Below are 17,750 nucleotides of genomic sequence, written 5' to 3'. Positions count from 1 at the left end.
TTAGGGGGAAACGACAATGACATTAGAAATCTTCGAATACTTAGAAAAATATGATTATGAGCAAGTAGTATTTTGTCAAGATAAAGAATCTGGTTTAAAAGCAATCATTGCAATTCATGATACAACACTTGGACCAGCTCTTGGTGGAACAAGAATGTGGACATATGATTCTGAAGAAGCGGCGATTGAAGATGCATTGCGTCTTGCAAAAGGGATGACATACAAAAATGCAGCAGCTGGTTTAAACTTAGGTGGTGCAAAAACAGTAATTATCGGTGATCCACGTAAAGATAAAAGCGAAGCAATGTTCCGTGCATTAGGACGCTACATTCAAGGACTAAACGGACGTTACATTACAGCTGAAGATGTTGGTACAACAGTAGATGATATGGATATTATCCATGAAGAAACTGACTTTGTAACAGGAATTTCACCTTCATTCGGTTCTTCTGGTAACCCATCTCCAGTAACTGCATACGGCGTTTACCGTGGTATGAAGGCAGCTGCAAAAGAAGCGTTCGGTACAGATAACCTAGAAGGAAAAGTAATTGCTGTTCAAGGCGTTGGTAACGTAGCATATCACCTATGCAAACATTTACACGCTGAAGGAGCAAAATTAATCGTAACAGATATTAATAAAGAAGCTGTACAACGTGCAGTAGAAGAATTCGGTGCATCAGCAGTTGAGCCAACTGAAATTTACGGTGTTGAATGTGATATTTATGCACCATGTGCATTAGGCGCAACGGTTAATGATGAAACTATTCCACAACTTAAAGCAAAAGTAATCGCAGGTTCTGCAAATAACCAATTAAAAGAAGATCGTCACGGTGACATCATTCATGAAATGGGTATTGTATACGCACCAGACTATGTTATTAATGCAGGTGGCGTAATTAACGTAGCAGACGAATTATATGGATACAATAGAGAACGTGCACTAAAACGTGTTGAGTCTATTTATGACACAATTGCAAAAGTAATCGAAATTTCAAAACGCGATGGCGTAGCAACTTATGTAGCAGCAGATCGTCTAGCTGAAGAGCGCATTGCAAGTTTGAAAAACACTCGTAGCACATACTTACGCAACGGTCACGACATTATTAGCCGTCGCTAATTATTCATATAAAACTTTTACAAAAGGTGTGGTTACCTCTCATGAGGTTTCCACTTCCTTTTGAATTTATTAGTGGAGGTAGCAACATTGTCCTTAAATCGAATTCTTGTTATTAATCCGGGTAGTACATCCACAAAAATTGGTGTTTTTGATAATGAAAGACCCGTTTTAGAAGAAACAATTCGTCATGACGAAGAGCAGATTGGAAAATATAAGCGAATCATTGATCAATATGAGTTTCGAAAAGAAACGATTTTAGAAGTTCTACATTCTCACGGTATTAACATTTCAAAATTGAACGCTGTTTGTGGGCGTGGTGGATTACTTCGTCCAATCGAAGGCGGAACGTATACAGTAAACGATGCGATGTTAGAAGATTTAAAAAATGGGTTTAGTGGTCATCATGCTTCAAACCTTGGAGGCATTTTAGCATATGAAATTGCTTCTGGATTAAATATTCCGGCATTCATTGTAGATCCTGTTGTTGTAGATGAAATGGAGCCGATTGCTCGCATAAGCGGTATTGCTGGTATGGAACGTAAAAGTATTTTCCATGCATTAAATCAAAAAGCGGTTGCTCGTAAAGTGGCTGAACAATTAAACCACAAATACGAGGATTTAAATTTATTAGTTACACATATGGGTGGCGGCATTACAGTGGGTGCTCATAAAAAAGGAAAAGTTATTGATGTTAATAATGGCTTAAACGGAGAAGGACCATTTAGTCCAGAGCGTGCTGGTACAGTACCAGTAGGACAACTAGTTGAAATGTGTTTCTCTGGCGAGTATTATCGTGACGAAATGGTTAAAAAGCTTGTCGGACAAGGTGGACTTGTAAGTCTAATCGGCACAAATGATGCGATTAAAGTAGAACAAATGGTTGAAAAAGGCGATCCTGAAGCAACTCTTATTTATAAAGCAATGGCATATCAAGTTGCAAAAGAGATTGGCGGAGCTAGCGCTGTACTTCACGGGAAAATCGATGCAATCGTATTAACTGGTGGACTTGCATACAGTAAAATTCTTGTCGATGAAATAAAAGAACGAGTAGATTGGATTGCAGATGTTATCGTACATCCAGGAGAAGATGAATTACAAGCATTAGCAGAAGGAGCACTTCGTGTATTACGTGAAGAAGAAGCTCCAAAAGAATATGTTGTACGTGAAAAAGAAACGGTAGCTAGGGGTTGAGATAATGGCAAAAGAATATGATTTAGTCATCGTTGGCGGCGGTACTGGTGGATATGTTGCTGCTATTCGTGCATCACAACTAGGTTTAAAAACTGCACTTGTTGAAAAAGAAAATCTTGGTGGTACTTGTTTACACAAAGGATGTATTCCTAGTAAAGCTCTTTTACGTAGTGCGGAAGTATACGCAACTGCTAAAAAAAGCGAAGAGTTCGGAGTTATTGCAAGTAATGTAGAACTAAACTTTGCGAAAGTACAAGAGCGTAAAGAGAAGATTGTAACGCAGCTTCATAAAGGCGTTCAACATTTAATGAAACAAGGTAAAATTGATGTGTTTGAAGGTATTGGCCGTATTCTTGGCCCATCTATTTTCTCTCCGATGCCAGGGACAATTTCAGTTGAACTTGCAAGTGGAGAAGAAAATGAAATGTTAATTCCAAAAAATGTACTTGTTGCAACAGGTTCTCGTCCAAATTCATTACCAGGATTAGAGTTAGACGGAGAGTATGTAATGTCTTCAGATCATGCCCTAAAAATGGAAACGCTTCCTAGTTCAATCATTATCGTGGGTGGCGGTGTAATCGGTATTGAGTGGGCATCTATGCTTGCTGACTTCGGTGTAGAAGTTACAGTATTAGAGTATGCGAAAACTATATTACCACTAGAAGACAATGACGTTTCAAAAGAAATGCAACGTCTATTCAAGAAAAAAGGTATTAAAGTGGTAACTGGTGCAAAAGTATTACCAGAAACATTGGTAAAAGATAATGGAGTAACAATTCAAGCTGAACATAACGGTGAGAATAAAGAATTTAAAGCAGAAAAAATGCTTGTATCTGTAGGAAGACAAGCGAATACGCAAAACATTGGTTTAGAGAATACTGATATCGTTGTGGAAAAAGGATACATTCAAACAAATGAGTTTTATCAAACGAAAGAATCTCATATTTACGCAATTGGAGATGTAATCGGTGGCTTGCAACTTGCTCACGTTGCTTCTCATGAAGGAATTGTTGCAGTAGAACATATTGCAGGTAAAGAAGTTACACCAATTGATTATTCGATGGTATCAAAATGCGTATATAGCAGTCCAGAAGTTGCTTCTGTTGGCTTAACAGAACAAGAAGCGAAAGAAAAAGGCTATAAGTTAAAAGTAGGTAAGTTCTCATTCCGTGCAATCGGAAAGGCACTTGTATACGGAGAATCAGATGGTTTTGTAAAACTTGTAGTTGATGAAGAAACAAATGACATTCTTGGTGTTCATATGATCGGGCCACATGTAACAGATATGATTTCTGAAGCTGGTCTTGCAAGAGTACTTGATGCAACACCTTGGGAAGTAGCACATACAATTCATCCGCATCCATCATTATCTGAAGCGATTGGTGAAGCAGCACTAGCTGTAGATGGAAAAGCGTTACACGCATAAAAATGTGGATTTAGGAGGTTATGAAAAATGGCAGAAGTAAAAGAAAAGCGCCATGAAGAGCTTGGCTTAAATGATGAGCAAGTATTAGAAATGTACCGTACGATGTTACTTGCACGTAAAATCGACGAACGTATGTGGTTATTAAACCGTGCAGGTAAAATTCCATTCGTAATTTCTTGTCAAGGACAAGAGGCTGCACAAGTTGGAGCAGCGTTCGCTCTTGATAGAGAGAAAGATTATGCATTACCATACTACCGTGATATGGGTGTTGTACTAGCATTTGGTATGACAGCTAAAGAGCTTATGTTATCTGGCTTCGCTAAAGCTGGAGATCCAAACTCTGGTGGTCGTCAAATGCCTGGTCACTTCGGTCAAAAGAAAAATCGTATTGTTACAGGTTCATCTCCAGTAACAACACAAGTACCGCATGCAGTTGGTATTGCGTTAGCTGGAAAAATGGAGAAGAAAGATTTAGTAACGTTCGTTACATTCGGAGAAGGCTCTTCAAACCAAGGTGATTTCCATGAAGGTGCGAACTTTGCTGGCGTACACAAACTACCTGTTATTTTCATGTGTGAAAATAATAAATACGCAATCTCTATTCCAGTTGAAAAACAATTAGCATGTAAAAATGTATCAGACCGTGCAATTGGATATGGTATGCCTGGATACACAGTAGACGGAAACGATCCACTTGCAGTATATAAAGCAGTAAAAGAGGCAGCAGACCGCGGTCGCCGTGGTGAAGGCCCAACTCTAATCGAAACAGTATCATATCGTTTAACAGCACATTCTAGTGACGATGATGATCGTGTTTATCGTGATAAAGAAGAAGTAGAAGAAGCGAAGAAAAATGATTCAATTATAACATTTGCTGCTTATTTAAAAGAAGTTGGCGTGTTAACTGAGGAATCTGAGAAACAAATGTTAGATGAAATTATGCATATCGTAAACGAAGCAACAGAATATGCAGAAAATGCTCCGTATGCAGCACCTGAAGATGCATTGAAGCACGTATACGCAGAATAGGGGGGAACGTTTCATGGCTGTAATGTCTTATATTGATGCTATTACATTAGCAATGCGCGAGGAAATGGAACGCGATGAGAAAGTATTCGTTTTAGGTGAAGATGTTGGTAAAAAAGGTGGCGTATTTAAAGCGACACACGGATTATATGATCAATTTGGTGAAGATCGTGCGTTAGATACACCACTTGCAGAATCAGCAATCGCTGGGGTAGCAATTGGTGCAGCGATGTATGGTATGCGTCCAATCGCTGAAATGCAGTTTGCTGACTTCATCATGCCAGCAGTAAACCAAATTGTTTCTGAGGCAGCAAAAATTCGTTATCGTTCTAACAACGATTGGACTTGTCCAATTACAGTTCGTGCGCCATTTGGTGGCGGTGTTCACGGTGCATTGTATCATTCACAATCTGTAGAAGCGATGTTTGCAAACCAACCAGGTTTAAAAATTGTTATCCCTTCTACACCATATGATGCAAAAGGCTTATTAAAAGCTGCAATTCGTGATGAAGATCCAGTATTATTCTTTGAGCATAAACGTGCATATCGCTTAATTAAAGGTGAAGTGCCAGAAGATGATTACGTATTACCAATCGGAAAAGCAGATGTAAAACGTGAAGGTGATGACATTACTGTTATCACATACGGATTATGTGTCCACTTTGCTCTTCAAGCAGCTGAGAAATTAGCGCAAGATGGCATCTCTGCACACATTCTTGATTTACGTACTGTATATCCATTAGATAAAGAAGCAATTATCGAAGCTGCTTCAAAAACTGGTAAAGTTCTTCTTGTAACAGAAGACAATAAAGAAGGAAGCATTATGAGTGAAGTGGCAGCAATTATCGCTGAAAACTGTCTGTTTGATTTAGATGCACCAATTGCACGTCTTGCAGGCCCAGACGTTCCAGCAATGCCATATGCACCAACAATGGAAAAATTCTTTATGGTAAATCCAGATAAAGTTGAAAAAGCAATGCGTGAACTTGCGGAATTTTAATCGGGGGGACTATACATGGCTGTAGAAAATATTACAATGCCTCAGCTCGGGGAGAGCGTTACAGAGGGTACAATTAGTAAATGGCTCGTTAATGTTGGCGATCATGTGAACAAATATGATCCACTTGCAGAGGTAATGACAGATAAAGTAAATGCAGAAGTACCATCTTCTTTCACTGGTATTGTGAAGGAGTTAATAGCTGGTGAAGGTGATACGTTAGCTGTAGGTGAAGTTGTTTGTGTCATTCAAGTAGAAGGCGCAGATGAAGTAGCGGCAACTGCTGTAGAGGAAAAAACGAAAGAAGAACCAAAAGCAGAAGTAACTACATCTGAAAAAGCACCGAAAGTAAAACAACCAACTGATGGAAAACCACGTTTTTCACCAGCGGTTTTAAAACTTGCGGGCGAGCATAATGTTGATTTAGATTTAGTAGAAGGTACGGGAGCAAATGGCCGTATTACTCGTAAAGATATTTTAAAGCTAGTGGAATCTGGAAACATTCCGCAAGCAGGTGCGAAAAAAGAGGAAGCTGTAGCAGTAGTAGAAGCACGTCCAGAAGCACCGGTAGCGCAAAAAGTAGAAGCTGCAAAACCAGTTTCTGTGCCGACAATGCCTGGAGATATCGAGATTCCAGTAACAGGTGTGCGTAAAGCGATTGCAGCAAATATGTTACGTAGTAAACACGAGGCACCTCATGCTTGGATGATGATTGAAGTAGATGTGACAAACCTTGTGTCATACCGTAACTCAATTAAAGGTGATTTTAAAAAGCGTGAAGGCTTTAACTTAACGTTCTTTGCTTTCTTCGTAAAAGCAGTAGCACAAGCGTTAAAAGAGTATCCTCAAATCAATTCTATGTGGGCAGGCGATAAAATCGTTCAGAAGAAAGATATTAACCTTTCAATCGCTGTTGCAACAGAGGAAGAACTATTTGTACCAGTAATTAAGCAAGCGGACGAGAAAACAATTAAAGGTATCGCTCGTGAAATTACAGAACTTGCAGGGAAAGTACGCACGAAGTCGTTAAAAGCGGACGAAATGCAAGGCGGAACATTTACAATTAATAACACAGGATCATTCGGTTCTGTTCAATCTATGGGTATTATTAATTACCCACAAGCGGCTATTTTACAAGTAGAATCAATTGTAAAACGCCCAGTAATTATGGATAACGGTATGTTCGGTGCTCGTGACATGGTTAACTTATGTTTATCACTTGATCACCGCGTACTTGATGGTTTAATTTGTGGTAAGTTCTTAGGACGTGTTAAAGAAATTTTAGAAAACATGTCAGAAAACAATACGTCTGTATATTAATAAAAAGCTCGCTTATGCGAGCTTTTTATCATCTTATTTCTTCATTTGCTTCCTACAATATGTATAAACCTTTTCCCATTAATCTTACAATGAATGATCATGTATAAGGAATTTGCGAAAATACATTGCTGATATATGGTATATAGATATAAAATAAGAAAAGAATAATTTTTTTGGCAAATCTTACTGATGAAACTGTAGTATAATATATTGTATTGTATGAAAAAGAGAGTTATTCTATATAAGTGTTTTATAGATAATGTGTAATCAGTCGTCAAAACATGAAGAATGTTGACTCCTGGTTTTTTATTTTGCTGTAACAATGTTTCAGGAGGATGTCATGAAAAGAAGTACCGAGTTTCTAAAAAGTTTAGATGTAAAATTAATTTTAATTTTGTGTGCATTATGTGTTACGAGTATAGCCGCTATATATAGCAGTCAGCAAACCGGACAGTATGGAGATGCAAACTTTGCTGCGAAACAGGGTTTGAACTACATAATTGGGGCTGTATTGTTATTGCTTGTTGCAAGCATCGACTTAGATCAATTGCAAAAATTGTCTTGGCCGCTTTATATAGTTGGGTTTGGTTCACTTATTCTTTTGAAAATACTACCGGTTTCCACTTTCACACCTGAAAAATTAGGTGCAAAAAGATGGTTCGTTTTTCCATTGGTTGGACAAATCCAGCCATCTGAGTTTTTCAAAATTTCATTGCTTCTACTAGTTGCAAGTTTAGCGGTGAAACATAATGCTCAGTATATGGCCCGGACATTCCAGACTGATTTAAAATTGGTTGGGAAGATTATGTTAGTATCTCTTCCACCTATGGCCGTTGTATATAGCCAACCAGACACAGGAATGGTGTTCTTATATGCAGCAGCTATCGCATGTATTTTATTCATGTCAGGAATTCAAAAGAAATTAATTGCGATATGTACAGTAATTCCAGTGACAATATTGTCTGCATTAATATTTATATTTGTAAGATACCCAGACTTCTTCTTTAATAAACTGGTTACTTTACTAAAACCTCACCAACAATCACGTATTATAGGTTGGTTAAATCCATTTGAAAATGCAAATGAAGGCTATCAAACGCAGCAATCGATTTTAGCTGTAGGTAGTGGAGGTATGGAAGGTAAAGGGTACGGTGAAGGGAGCGTCTATATTCCAGAGAAACACACTGACTTTATATTCGCTACAATTGCTGAAGAAGGTGGATTTATAGTAGCAGCACTAGTTGTGTTCTTGTTCCTGTTACTACTTTATCGAACAATTATTATTGGTTATTCTGCTGATAATTTATTTGGTACACTATTATGTGCGGGATCAATAGGAATACTAACGGTTCAAATATTTCAAAATATTGGTATGATCGTTGGATTAATGCCTGTAAAAGGTATCGCATTACCTTTCTTATCATATGGGGGAAGTTCCTTATTCTCGAATATGATTATGATGGGACTCATATTATCGGTACGGAAAACGTATAAAAAATATATGTTTTCAGTTAAGTAACAAAAAGCTGGTTCGTTTAAAAACGAATCAGCTTTTTTACATATATGCTCTTAAACGTTGCAAACTAAAACAAAATTGTAGTTTGCAACGTTTAAGGGGTGCAAAGTTATGTATATACATATTTTTGAAGGAGCACGGCATATTTCTAATGGGGAATGGATTATTCGGGCAGTTATAGCTTATATATTTTTAATTTTAGTTGCGAAATTGATGGGACAAAGGTCCATTGCACAACTTCGCTTTTTAGATGTTGTATTAGTGTTATTGCTTGGTGGGAATATTTCTAATGCACTATCCGATGAAAAGGTCGGATTGCTTGGTTCAATGATTACAACTTTTATACTAGTTGTATTACATATTGTAAGCTCTGTTTTAATGTTGAAATGGGATAGGTGGAGACGTTTTTTAGAGCCTGCGCCAGTTATTCTTATACACAATGGTTCCATTGATTTTAGCAATTTGAAAAAAGCGAGAATTACGGCAGAATATTTATTTTCGGAACTTCGCATGCGAAATGTGAGCGATATTCAAACGATTAAATTAGCATTATGGGAAGCAAGTGGTGTTGTTTCTATATTTCAGTATCCAGAATATGAAGCAGTTTCTCGGCTTGATCTTAAAGTGGCGGGGAAAAAATCTCCAGTTGCTTTTATTTTAGTGAAGGATGGTAGAATTCAACAGGATGTACTCGCTTTATTAGGAAAAACAGAAGAGTGGGCGAAAGAGTTTTTAGAGAAGAGTGCGGAAATCGAATCCATTATGTTAGCTACAGTAGATGAAGCACATAAAATAAATATTTTGTTAAAAAAATGAAAAATATACGCATTTTGTCGTTTCATACATATGATACAATAGTGTGGACAACGAAAAAGGAGGCGATACGATGGGATATGTAGAAGAATTACGAAAAATAGTTGGTCATCGCCCTTTAATTTTAGTTGGAGCTGTTGTACTCGTTATAAATGAAAGTGGATATGTATTATTACAGCAACGAACAGAGCCGTACGGAAAATGGGGGCTGCCTGGCGGGTTAATGGAGCTTGGTGAATCACCAGAAGAAACAGCTTACCGCGAAGTATATGAAGAGACAGGAATAGAAGTTAAGAATTTACGATTAATCAATGTATTTTCTGGAGCGAATTATTTTACCAAATTAGCAAACGGTGATGAATTTCAATCCGTAACAACTGCCTATTATACCGATGAATACGAAGGAAATTTTGTTATGAATAAAGAAGAAGCTGTTCAGCTTAAGTTCTTTCCAGTAACAGAGCTACCTGACTATATTGTAGGGTCACATAAAAAAATGATTGTTGAATATATGAAAATTATGGAAAGAAAGATATAATAATAGTGGAAGAAATACAAAAACACAGCTCTGGTTGGTAGTCCAGACGCATGATTTCATGTCAGTAACCTTCCCCTCCGGGATGTCCGGTATTTCTAATTTTGCTAAGGAGGGGCTGTCAATGGAATTGACAGTATATCACGATGGTCAATTTTTTGTAGGAATTATTATGCGCCAAGAAAAAGGGAAATTGTATGGAGCCAGGTATATTTTTGGGACGGAACCATCAGATGAAGAAGTACTTATATTTGTAAATGGTCCAATGTTAGCGTATTTCCAGCGCTTTGCAAGATGTGGTGTGGAGATTAAAGAAAAACAGCGTCCGAAAAGTATTAAGCGTATCATAAGGCAAGCTGCTAAAGAATTAAATGTAAAACGTTATACAAAGGCGCAAGAGGCAATTAGTTTATCTTATGAACTGCATAAACAAGAAAAGAAAGTGCAATCTAAAGAGAAGCGAGAAGCAGAAAAGCAGCGGAAACGTTTAATTAAAGTACAAAAGGCAAAGCAAAAACATCGAGGTCATTAAGAAAAGGTGTTAGAGCAAGAGCTCTAACACCTTTTCTATGCTTAAATACAAGTAAACTTACTTGTATTTTCTAAACATTAACTGGTAAGATACAAATAGGTAGAATTAGAGGAGGGAACACATTGATTAACTTTAACTTTTTTATGAACGATGTTGTCCGTCAAGCGCGTGAAGAGATTGTCTCTGCGGGATATACGGAATTGACGACACCAGAAGCAGTTGAAGAAGCATTTAAAAGAAATGGTACAACACTTGTAATGGTAAACTCTGTATGTGGTTGTGCAGGCGGTATTGCTCGCCCTGCTGCTGCACATTCCGTACATTATGATAAACGTCCTAACCACCTTGTAACGGTATTTGCGGGTCAAGATAAAGAAGCTACAGCAAGAGCTCGTGAATATTTTGAGGGATATCCACCTTCATCTCCATCATTTGCTTTATTGAAAGATGGAAAAATTGTAACGATGGTAGAACGTCATGAAATTGAAGGTCATGAACCAATGCAAGTAATTGCAAAACTACAATCTTACTTCGAAGATAATTGCGAAGAACTATAAGGAAGAGAAAAAGCGGTACGTCCACGATTAAGTGGATGTACCGCTTTTTTATTTAGTTTTTATAATGATCGAACATGCATAAGAATGTTATTTTATGCATGTTTTTATGCGTTGTGAATGACGGTAATAATGTTTTTGTGTTTATTTTTATTTTAAATATTGCATAAAAATAAAAGTACTGATACAATACTAACAACGAATAAATATTCTATTAAACTTTTAAATATACATTATTAGGGGGAAGAAGGATGAAGAAGTTATTATCAATATCATTTGCACTTATTTTAATTGTAAGTATGTTTAGTGCCTGTAGTAAAGGGGATTCGAAGGCAACTAACGCAGGTAACACGAATAAGAAAGTACTCGTTATGGGGACTTCAGCAGACTATAAACCATATGAATACGTGGAAGCATCAAAAAGTGATGAAATTATCGGCTTTGATGTTGATATTGCAAAATATATCGGAAAAGAACTTGGATATGAAGTGAAAGTGAAAGATATGGATTTTGGTGGTTTATTAGCATCTCTTAACTCAGGAAAAGTTGATTTTGTTATGGCGGGTATGACGCCAACTGCAGAGCGTAAAAATAATGCAGATTTCACAGACATTTATTTTGTTGCTAAAAACATGATCGTGTCAAAAAAAGATTCCAATATTAAATCGTTAGAAGATTTAAAAGGGAAAAAAGTAGGGGTACAAACAGGGTCAATTCAAGAAGAAAAGGCAAAAGAATTTCAAAAACAAGTCGATTTCAAAGCCGAGGGACGTGACCGTATACCGGAAATCGTACAAGAAATTAAAGCTGGCCGTTTTGACGCAGCTATTTTAGAAGATACAGTAGCTAAAAATTATTTAGAAAATATGAAAGAATTACAAGGAATTGAAATTCAAGAAGCACCAGAAGAAGTAGGTGCAGCAATTGCCCTTCCGAAAAATAGTGATAAAACAGCAGAATTTAATAAAGTAATTAAGAAAATGCAAGAGAATGGAGAAATGGATAAATTAGTGAAGAAATGGTTTGGCAGCGCGAAATAAGCTGCCTTTCACTTTTCTGTGAGGGGAATGAAAAGGATGAATCTAGATTTTTCGGCGATTACGCCTTCTATACCATATATATTAAAAGGCTTAGAAGTTACATTGAAAATTGTGGCTGTATCAGCTTTAGCAGGATTTATTTTAGGAACGTTATTAGCGCTTTGTAAAATTGCTAGAATACGAGTATTAAATATTGTAGCAGATATTTATACATCAATATTTCGTGGCACACCGCTTGTATTGCAATTAATGATTATTTATTTCGGTGTCCCGCAAATGATTGGTTATGATATACCTGCCTTTTTAGCAGCTGTACTTGCATTTAGTTTAAATTCAGGGGCATACATGTCAGAAGTAATTCGTGCCGGAATTCAAGCGGTCGATAAGGGACAAACTGAAGCGGCGATGGCTTTAGGTATTCCTTACGGGAAAATGATGAGAAATATAATTTTACCTCAAGCATTAAAAAATATATTACCAGCACTTGTAAATGAATTTGCGACTCTTACGAAAGAATCGGCTGTAGTAACTGTAATTGGAGCAACAGATTTAATGCGCCGAGCTTACATTGTAGGCGGTGAAACATTTAAGTATTTAGAGCCATTACTGTTTGTTGGACTTGTTTATTATATGTTAGTGATTATTCTTACATTAGTTGGAAAGGCAATTGAAGGGAGAATGAAGAAAAGTGATTAAAATTGACAACCTTCATAAATCATTTGGAAAAAATGAAGTATTAAAAGGGATCACGACAACGATTGAAAAAGGAGAAGTTGTTGCAATTATCGGACCGTCAGGATCTGGCAAGTCAACATTTTTACGTTGCATGAATGTATTAGAAGCACCAACAGATGGTCACATTTGGATTGGAACGGAAGAAGTAACGAATCCGAAAACAAATATTATGCACGTTCGTGAAAATGTCGGAATGGTATTTCAACATTTTCATTTATTCCCTCATATGACTGTATTAGAGAATATTACGTATGCTCCTATTAATGTAAAAGGTGTAGCGAAGCAAGAGGCTGAAAAGAAAGCTGAGAAGCTTCTAGAAAAAGTAGGGTTATTAGATAAAAAAGCTGCGTATCCGAATCGTCTTTCAGGGGGACAAAAGCAACGTGTAGCAATTGCAAGGGCACTGGCGATGGAACCGGAAGTTATGCTATTTGATGAACCGACATCAGCGCTAGATCCAGAAATGGTGAAAGAAGTGCTAGAAGTTATGAAATCATTAGTTACGACAGGAATGACGATGGCGATTGTTACGCATGAAATGGGATTTGCAAAAGAAGTAGCAGACCGCGTTCTCTTTTTAGATGGTGGAAAACTTGTAGAAGATAGCAATCCGGAAGAGTTTTTTACGGCACCAAAAAGTGACCGTGCAAAAGAATTTTTGCAAAAGATATTGTAATATGTAAAGGTTACGTGAATAATAAGTAGAAAAAGGATGACATCGCGTCATCCTTTTTTTATACTATCTTTAAATACGTTTATACATATAGGAGTAATGATATGTTTAAAATTGGATATAGAACAGTGAAAACAGCGCTTGGAACAGGTGCGGCAGTTTTTATTGCTCAGCTATTAGGGTTAGAATTTTATAGTTCAGCTGGTATTTTAGTCATTTTATGCGTACAAAACACGAAACGTAAATCAGTTCAAGTATCGTTGCACCGTTTTTTAGCTTGCGTATTATCGATGGTATTCGCGTTTTGCATTTTTGAAACGGTTGGCTATACACCACTTGCGATTAGCTTATTACTGCTTACCTTTATTCCGACTGCAGTTATGTGCAAAATTCAAGAAGGTATTGTCACGAGTTCAGTTATTGTTATGCATCTGTACTCATTAAAGCAAATTACATGGTCTATAGTTGGTAATGAAATTGCTATATTAACGATTGGAATTAGTGTCGCTTTATTAGTAAACATGTACATGCCAAGCAGTGAGAATAAACTGAAAGAGTATCAAGAGAAAATAGAAGAGCACTTCAAAACAATTTTGTTTGAAATGGTTGTTTATTTAAGAAATCGCGATAGTAATTGGAGTGGAGCAGAATTAATTGAAACAGAGATGATGTTGAAAGAAGCGAAAGATTTATCATTTAAAAAGCTTGAGAATGAGTTTATGCGTGAAGATGACTATTATTACCGTTATTTTGATATGCGCATGCAGCAATTTGAAATTTTAGAGCGGATGATACCATTAGCTGCGTCACTATCGTGGACGTATGAACAAGCTGATATGATTGCAGACGTAATCGAAAATATAGGGAATTCCATTCGTCCTGAAAGTACAGGGGTCATTTCGTTAAGACAACTTCAAGAAATGCGAGAAGTGTTTAGAGAAATGCCGCTACCAGTCACGCGAGAAGAATTTGAAATACGTGCGAAACTTGTTCAACTTGTTTATGAGATGGAGCAGTATCTACTCATTAAAAGTCGTTTTAAGGGAAAGGATAATATAAAAGAACTTATATAGAAGGCAGGAATTATTTATGCCGTATCTTCTCTCTTTATTATTATGTCTTTCTTTATCACCGATTTGGCCTCTTGGTGATAATCCTCGTGCTGGGGATCCTTTTATAATTGTAAATAAGGCGACGAATAAACTAGCTTACATTGACGATGGGAAGATCCAAAAGGTTTTTCCAGTAGCGACGGGGAAAACAAATGAATTAACACCAGAAGGAACTTTTGATATTGTATTGAAAGCGAAGGATCCGTATTATATTGCGAAGGATATTCCTGGGGGGTCTCCGAAAAATCCACTTGGATCGAGGTGGATGGGATTTAACGCAAAAGGAACTGACGGAAGTAAATATGGGATACATGGGACAAATCAGCCTAGTTCAATTGGAAAGTATATTTCACAAGGATGTATAAGAATGAAGAAACAAGATGTGGAATATTTGTTTGATCGTATTCCAATTGGAACGAAAGTATGGATTGTGAAATCGAAGAAATCATTTCAGCAATTGGCGAAGGAAAAAGGAGCCATTGCATTCAGAGAAGTCAACGAGAAGTTGGCTTTTTCTTTTATCCCGCTATTTGCGAGCAGTAAGATCCCCACCTCAAAATTTGGCTAAAGCAAAGAAGTTAGGTGGGAGTAGGGCTGCCCGTAAAAGCCCGATTGGTGTGGGCTAATAATCAGTGTATTATGAACAAAACCCCAACTGATTAAAGTTTCACTTTATTAAGTTGTCTTGACATGTGTACATAACCATGCGTTAATGAGAATATATAAAGATAACTAAGTAAAGGGGTTGCTCATATGTATTTGAATCCAAAAATTTCTTATATGCAGTTTTGTGTTGGTTTTCTATTTGTCATTACATTCATATTAGCAACTTTTAATATATGCTCTTACGTAGTATCAATTGTATTGATGGCATTACTTAATTTTACTTTCGTCATTGGGGCATTTCAGCAAAAACAGTACACGAGTTTTGTAATAGCACTTGTAATGGCCTTTTCCTTTAGCATTGTAGCGATTGTACTATATATAAAATAAGAATTTTCATACAAAAAAGACTATCTCGATTTCGAGATGGTCTATTTTGTATAAATAGAAAGTAAAAAAAGGACGAGTGAATCGTCCTTTTTACCAAAACATACTTGCGCCAGTAAGTAATGTTGTTACAAGCATAGAAATTAACATTATATAAACCATAATTTTTTGAGCTTTTTTATGCATCGTTAAGCCTCCTTGCAAATCAGTACAATTTCATTGTAACGAGAAATGAAATTGTGGACAAGGGGAGAGAAAGGACAAATTTCGGGAAGGGGTTGCAAAATATAACAGGAAATTTGGGTATGCGTGGAGAATATATTAAAAGATAGATTGTGAGTTTTTGTTATGCAAGCTGAAGAATGGAGATACGATGATGAAAATATACGAAACAGATCGCTTACATTTAAGGGAAATTGATGAGTCGTATGCAGAAAAAGTTCTTCAATATTACGACAGAAATCGTGAGTTTTTAAAGGCGTGGGAAGAATATAGACCAGATGATTTTTTTACGTTAGACTATCAAAAGAAAAGGTTACAAAAGGATAGAAGAGAGTTCGCGGAAGGTAAAATCATTCGATTATGGATTTTTAAAAAGGGCGATGATACGAAAGTTATTGGGTGTATTTCATTTAATCTAATTGTTCGTGGAATTTATCAATCTTGTGTACTTGGTTATAAATTAGATAAGGAAGAACTGAATAAAGGTTATACAACAGAAGCGCTTAGAAAAGCAATTCAAGTTACCTTTGAAGAATTTCATTTACACCGTATAGAAGCACCGATTATGCCACGAAACTTAGCATCTATACAAGTAGTGACAAAGATAGGGTTTCAATATGAAGGCGTATCTCGCAAAATGTTGATGGTAAATGGAGTTTGGGAAGATCATATGCGTTGGGTGCTATTAAACGAGTAATAGAAAGCAGATGGGTATCTAGATGTGTGAACCATCTGTTTTTTGTCTTGTATTTCGAAACTTTTGCGAAATTCTGTTATAATTAATATTGTTACATACATAATGGTAGTGCAGGAGGCGCAGTCTTATGATTAATCAAGAACGTTTAGTAAATGAATTTATGGAGTTAGTACAGGTAGATTCTGAAACGAAATTTGAAGCAGAAATTTGCAAAGTGTTAACAAAGAAATTTACTTCTTTAGGTGTAGAAGTATTTGAAGATGATACAATGGGTGTGACTGGTCACGGTGCAGGTAACTTAATTTGTACTTTACCAGCAACAAAAGATGGTGTTGATACAATTTATTTCACTTCTCATATGGATACAGTAGTTCCTGGTAATGGAATTAAGCCTTCTATTAAAGATGGATATATCGTATCAGATGGTACTACAATTTTAGGAGCGGATGATAAAGCTGGATTAGCATCTATGTTTGAAGCAATTCGTGTTTTAAAAGAGAAAAACATTCCTCACGGTAAAATTGAATTTATTATTACAGTTGGAGAAGAATCTGGTCTTGTTGGTGCAAAAGCATTAGACCGAGAGCGCATTACAGCAAAATATGGTTATGCATTAGATAGCGATGGAAAAGTTGGGGAAATCGTAGTTGCAGCACCAACACAAGCGAAAGTGAATGCTATCATTCGTGGGAAAACAGCTCACGCTGGCGTAGCCCCAGAAAAAGGTGTATCTGCAATTACTATCGCAGCAAAAGCGATTGCAAAGATGCCACTTGGCCGTATCGATTCTGAAACAACTGCAAATATTGGACGTTTTGAAGGTGGTACACAAACAAATATCGTTTGCGATCATGTTCAAATCTTTGCAGAAGCTCGTTCTTTAATAAATGAGAAAATGGAAGCACAAGTTGCAAAAATGAAAGAAGCATTTGAAACAACTGCAAAAGAAATGGGCGGTCAAGCAGATGTTGAAGTAAAGGTTATGTATCCAGGATTTAAATTCGCTGATGGCGATCACGTTGTAGAAGTAGCGAAACGTGCAGCTGAAAACATCGGTCGTACACCTTCTCTTCACCAAAGTGGTGGAGGAAGTGATGCGAACGTAATCGCCGGACATGGTATCCCAACAGTTAACTTGGCAGTTGGTTATGAAGAAATTCATACAACAAATGAAAAAATTCCTGTTGAAGAATTAGCGAAAACAGCAGAATTAGTTGTAGCTATTATTGAAGAAGTAGCGAAGTAATAAAGTAA

Annotated in this window: 20 protein-coding genes; 19 read left to right on the top strand and 1 reads right to left on the bottom strand. The window is 36.8% G+C overall.

Going from position 1 to position 17,750, the window contains the following annotated elements:
* Window positions 1-16: 16 nt before the first annotated feature.
* The 17 genes from VK90_RS16650 to VK90_RS16570 all read left to right on the top strand — a co-directional run bounded on the left by VK90_RS16650 (window position 17) and on the right by VK90_RS16570 (window position 15,580).
* Window positions 17-1,117 (top strand): leucine dehydrogenase, encoded by a 1,101-nt coding sequence (locus VK90_RS16650; protein ID WP_048374146.1) that lies wholly within the window; start codon window positions 17-19, stop codon window positions 1,115-1,117.
* An 87-nt stretch (window positions 1,118-1,204) separates the two neighbouring features.
* Window positions 1,205-2,308 (top strand): butyrate kinase, encoded by a 1,104-nt coding sequence (gene buk, locus VK90_RS16645; protein ID WP_002173393.1) that lies wholly within the window; start codon window positions 1,205-1,207, stop codon window positions 2,306-2,308.
* Between the two features lie 4 nt (window positions 2,309-2,312).
* Complete coding sequence (gene lpdA / locus VK90_RS16640; protein ID WP_002173392.1) at window positions 2,313-3,734, top strand: dihydrolipoyl dehydrogenase; 1,422 nt, start codon at window positions 2,313-2,315, stop codon at window positions 3,732-3,734.
* A 27-nt stretch (window positions 3,735-3,761) separates the two neighbouring features.
* A complete protein-coding gene (bfmBAA, locus tag VK90_RS16635; protein ID WP_025150081.1) occupies window positions 3,762-4,763 on the top strand; it encodes a 3-methyl-2-oxobutanoate dehydrogenase subunit alpha in 1,002 nt (333 codons plus the stop codon).
* 13 nt (window positions 4,764-4,776) lie between these two features.
* On the top strand, window positions 4,777-5,760 hold the full coding sequence (gene bfmBAB, locus VK90_RS16630; protein ID WP_000290076.1) for a 3-methyl-2-oxobutanoate dehydrogenase subunit beta: 984 nt from the start codon (window positions 4,777-4,779) through the stop codon (window positions 5,758-5,760).
* A 15-nt stretch (window positions 5,761-5,775) separates the two neighbouring features.
* Entirely contained in the window at window positions 5,776-7,077 is a 1,302-nt protein-coding gene (locus VK90_RS16625) for a dihydrolipoamide acetyltransferase family protein (protein WP_048374145.1), read from the top strand.
* Between the two features lie 340 nt (window positions 7,078-7,417).
* Entirely contained in the window at window positions 7,418-8,596 is a 1,179-nt protein-coding gene (locus VK90_RS16620; protein WP_048374144.1) for an FtsW/RodA/SpoVE family cell cycle protein, read from the top strand.
* 108 nt (window positions 8,597-8,704) lie between these two features.
* Window positions 8,705-9,409 (top strand): DUF421 domain-containing protein, encoded by a 705-nt coding sequence (locus VK90_RS16615; protein ID WP_048374143.1) that lies wholly within the window; start codon window positions 8,705-8,707, stop codon window positions 9,407-9,409.
* 70 nt (window positions 9,410-9,479) lie between these two features.
* Window positions 9,480-9,944, top strand: coding sequence for an NUDIX hydrolase (locus VK90_RS16610; RefSeq protein ID WP_048374142.1), 465 nt, complete (start codon window positions 9,480-9,482; stop codon window positions 9,942-9,944).
* A gap of 121 nt (window positions 9,945-10,065) precedes the next feature.
* Window positions 10,066-10,473, top strand: a complete 408-nt coding sequence (locus VK90_RS16605) for a YjdF family protein (protein ID WP_048374141.1) — start codon at window positions 10,066-10,068, stop codon at window positions 10,471-10,473.
* 143 nt (window positions 10,474-10,616) lie between these two features.
* The gene (locus VK90_RS16600) at window positions 10,617-11,030 is read left to right on the top strand and encodes a BrxA/BrxB family bacilliredoxin (protein WP_002015097.1); all 414 of its coding nucleotides are present in this window, start codon (window positions 10,617-10,619) and stop codon (window positions 11,028-11,030) included.
* A 248-nt stretch (window positions 11,031-11,278) separates the two neighbouring features.
* Window positions 11,279-12,067, top strand: coding sequence for a transporter substrate-binding domain-containing protein (locus tag VK90_RS16595; RefSeq protein WP_025150087.1), 789 nt, complete (start codon window positions 11,279-11,281; stop codon window positions 12,065-12,067).
* A gap of 36 nt (window positions 12,068-12,103) precedes the next feature.
* Window positions 12,104-12,763 (top strand): amino acid ABC transporter permease, encoded by a 660-nt coding sequence (locus tag VK90_RS16590; protein ID WP_002173384.1) that lies wholly within the window; start codon window positions 12,104-12,106, stop codon window positions 12,761-12,763.
* Window positions 12,756-13,478 carry an amino acid ABC transporter ATP-binding protein gene (locus tag VK90_RS16585; protein ID WP_048374140.1) on the top strand — a complete coding sequence of 241 codons (723 nt, stop codon included), beginning with the start codon at window positions 12,756-12,758 and terminating at the stop codon, window positions 13,476-13,478. The genes VK90_RS16590 and VK90_RS16585 overlap by 8 nt, the downstream gene beginning before the upstream one ends.
* 101 nt (window positions 13,479-13,579) lie before the next feature.
* Window positions 13,580-14,548: an aromatic acid exporter family protein gene (locus VK90_RS16580; RefSeq protein ID WP_002173382.1), complete on the top strand. Its 969-nt coding sequence runs from the start codon at window positions 13,580-13,582 to the stop codon at window positions 14,546-14,548.
* A 16-nt stretch (window positions 14,549-14,564) separates the two neighbouring features.
* Window positions 14,565-15,155: a L,D-transpeptidase gene (locus tag VK90_RS16575; protein WP_048374139.1), complete on the top strand. Its 591-nt coding sequence runs from the start codon at window positions 14,565-14,567 to the stop codon at window positions 15,153-15,155.
* 185 nt (window positions 15,156-15,340) lie between these two features.
* Window positions 15,341-15,580, top strand: a complete 240-nt coding sequence (locus VK90_RS16570; protein ID WP_002173380.1) for a DUF3894 domain-containing protein — start codon at window positions 15,341-15,343, stop codon at window positions 15,578-15,580.
* A 90-nt stretch (window positions 15,581-15,670) separates the two neighbouring features.
* On the opposite strand, the gene prli42 is transcribed toward VK90_RS16570, so the two are convergent.
* The gene (prli42, locus tag VK90_RS28795) at window positions 15,671-15,763 is read right to left on the bottom strand and encodes a stressosome-associated protein Prli42 (RefSeq protein ID WP_000549036.1); all 93 of its coding nucleotides are present in this window, start codon (window positions 15,761-15,763) and stop codon (window positions 15,671-15,673) included.
* Window positions 15,764-15,950: 187 nt separating this feature from the next.
* Here prli42 and VK90_RS16565 point away from each other — a divergent pair, with 187 nt between their 5' ends.
* Together VK90_RS16565 and VK90_RS16560 are read left to right on the top strand one after the other, a co-directional pair.
* A complete protein-coding gene (locus VK90_RS16565; RefSeq protein ID WP_025150091.1) occupies window positions 15,951-16,496 on the top strand; it encodes a GNAT family N-acetyltransferase in 546 nt (181 codons plus the stop codon).
* 127 nt (window positions 16,497-16,623) lie between these two features.
* Window positions 16,624-17,742: a tripeptidase T gene (locus VK90_RS16560; protein ID WP_048374138.1), complete on the top strand. Its 1,119-nt coding sequence runs from the start codon at window positions 16,624-16,626 to the stop codon at window positions 17,740-17,742.
* Window positions 17,743-17,750: the final 8 nt, after the last annotated feature.

The sequence above is a fragment of the Bacillus sp. LK2 genome, from assembly GCF_001043575.1.
In the GTDB taxonomy this organism is placed as follows: Bacteria; Bacillota; Bacilli; order Bacillales; family Bacillaceae_G; genus Bacillus_A; species Bacillus_A paramycoides.
This window is presented reverse-complemented; position numbering and strand designations above follow the sequence as displayed.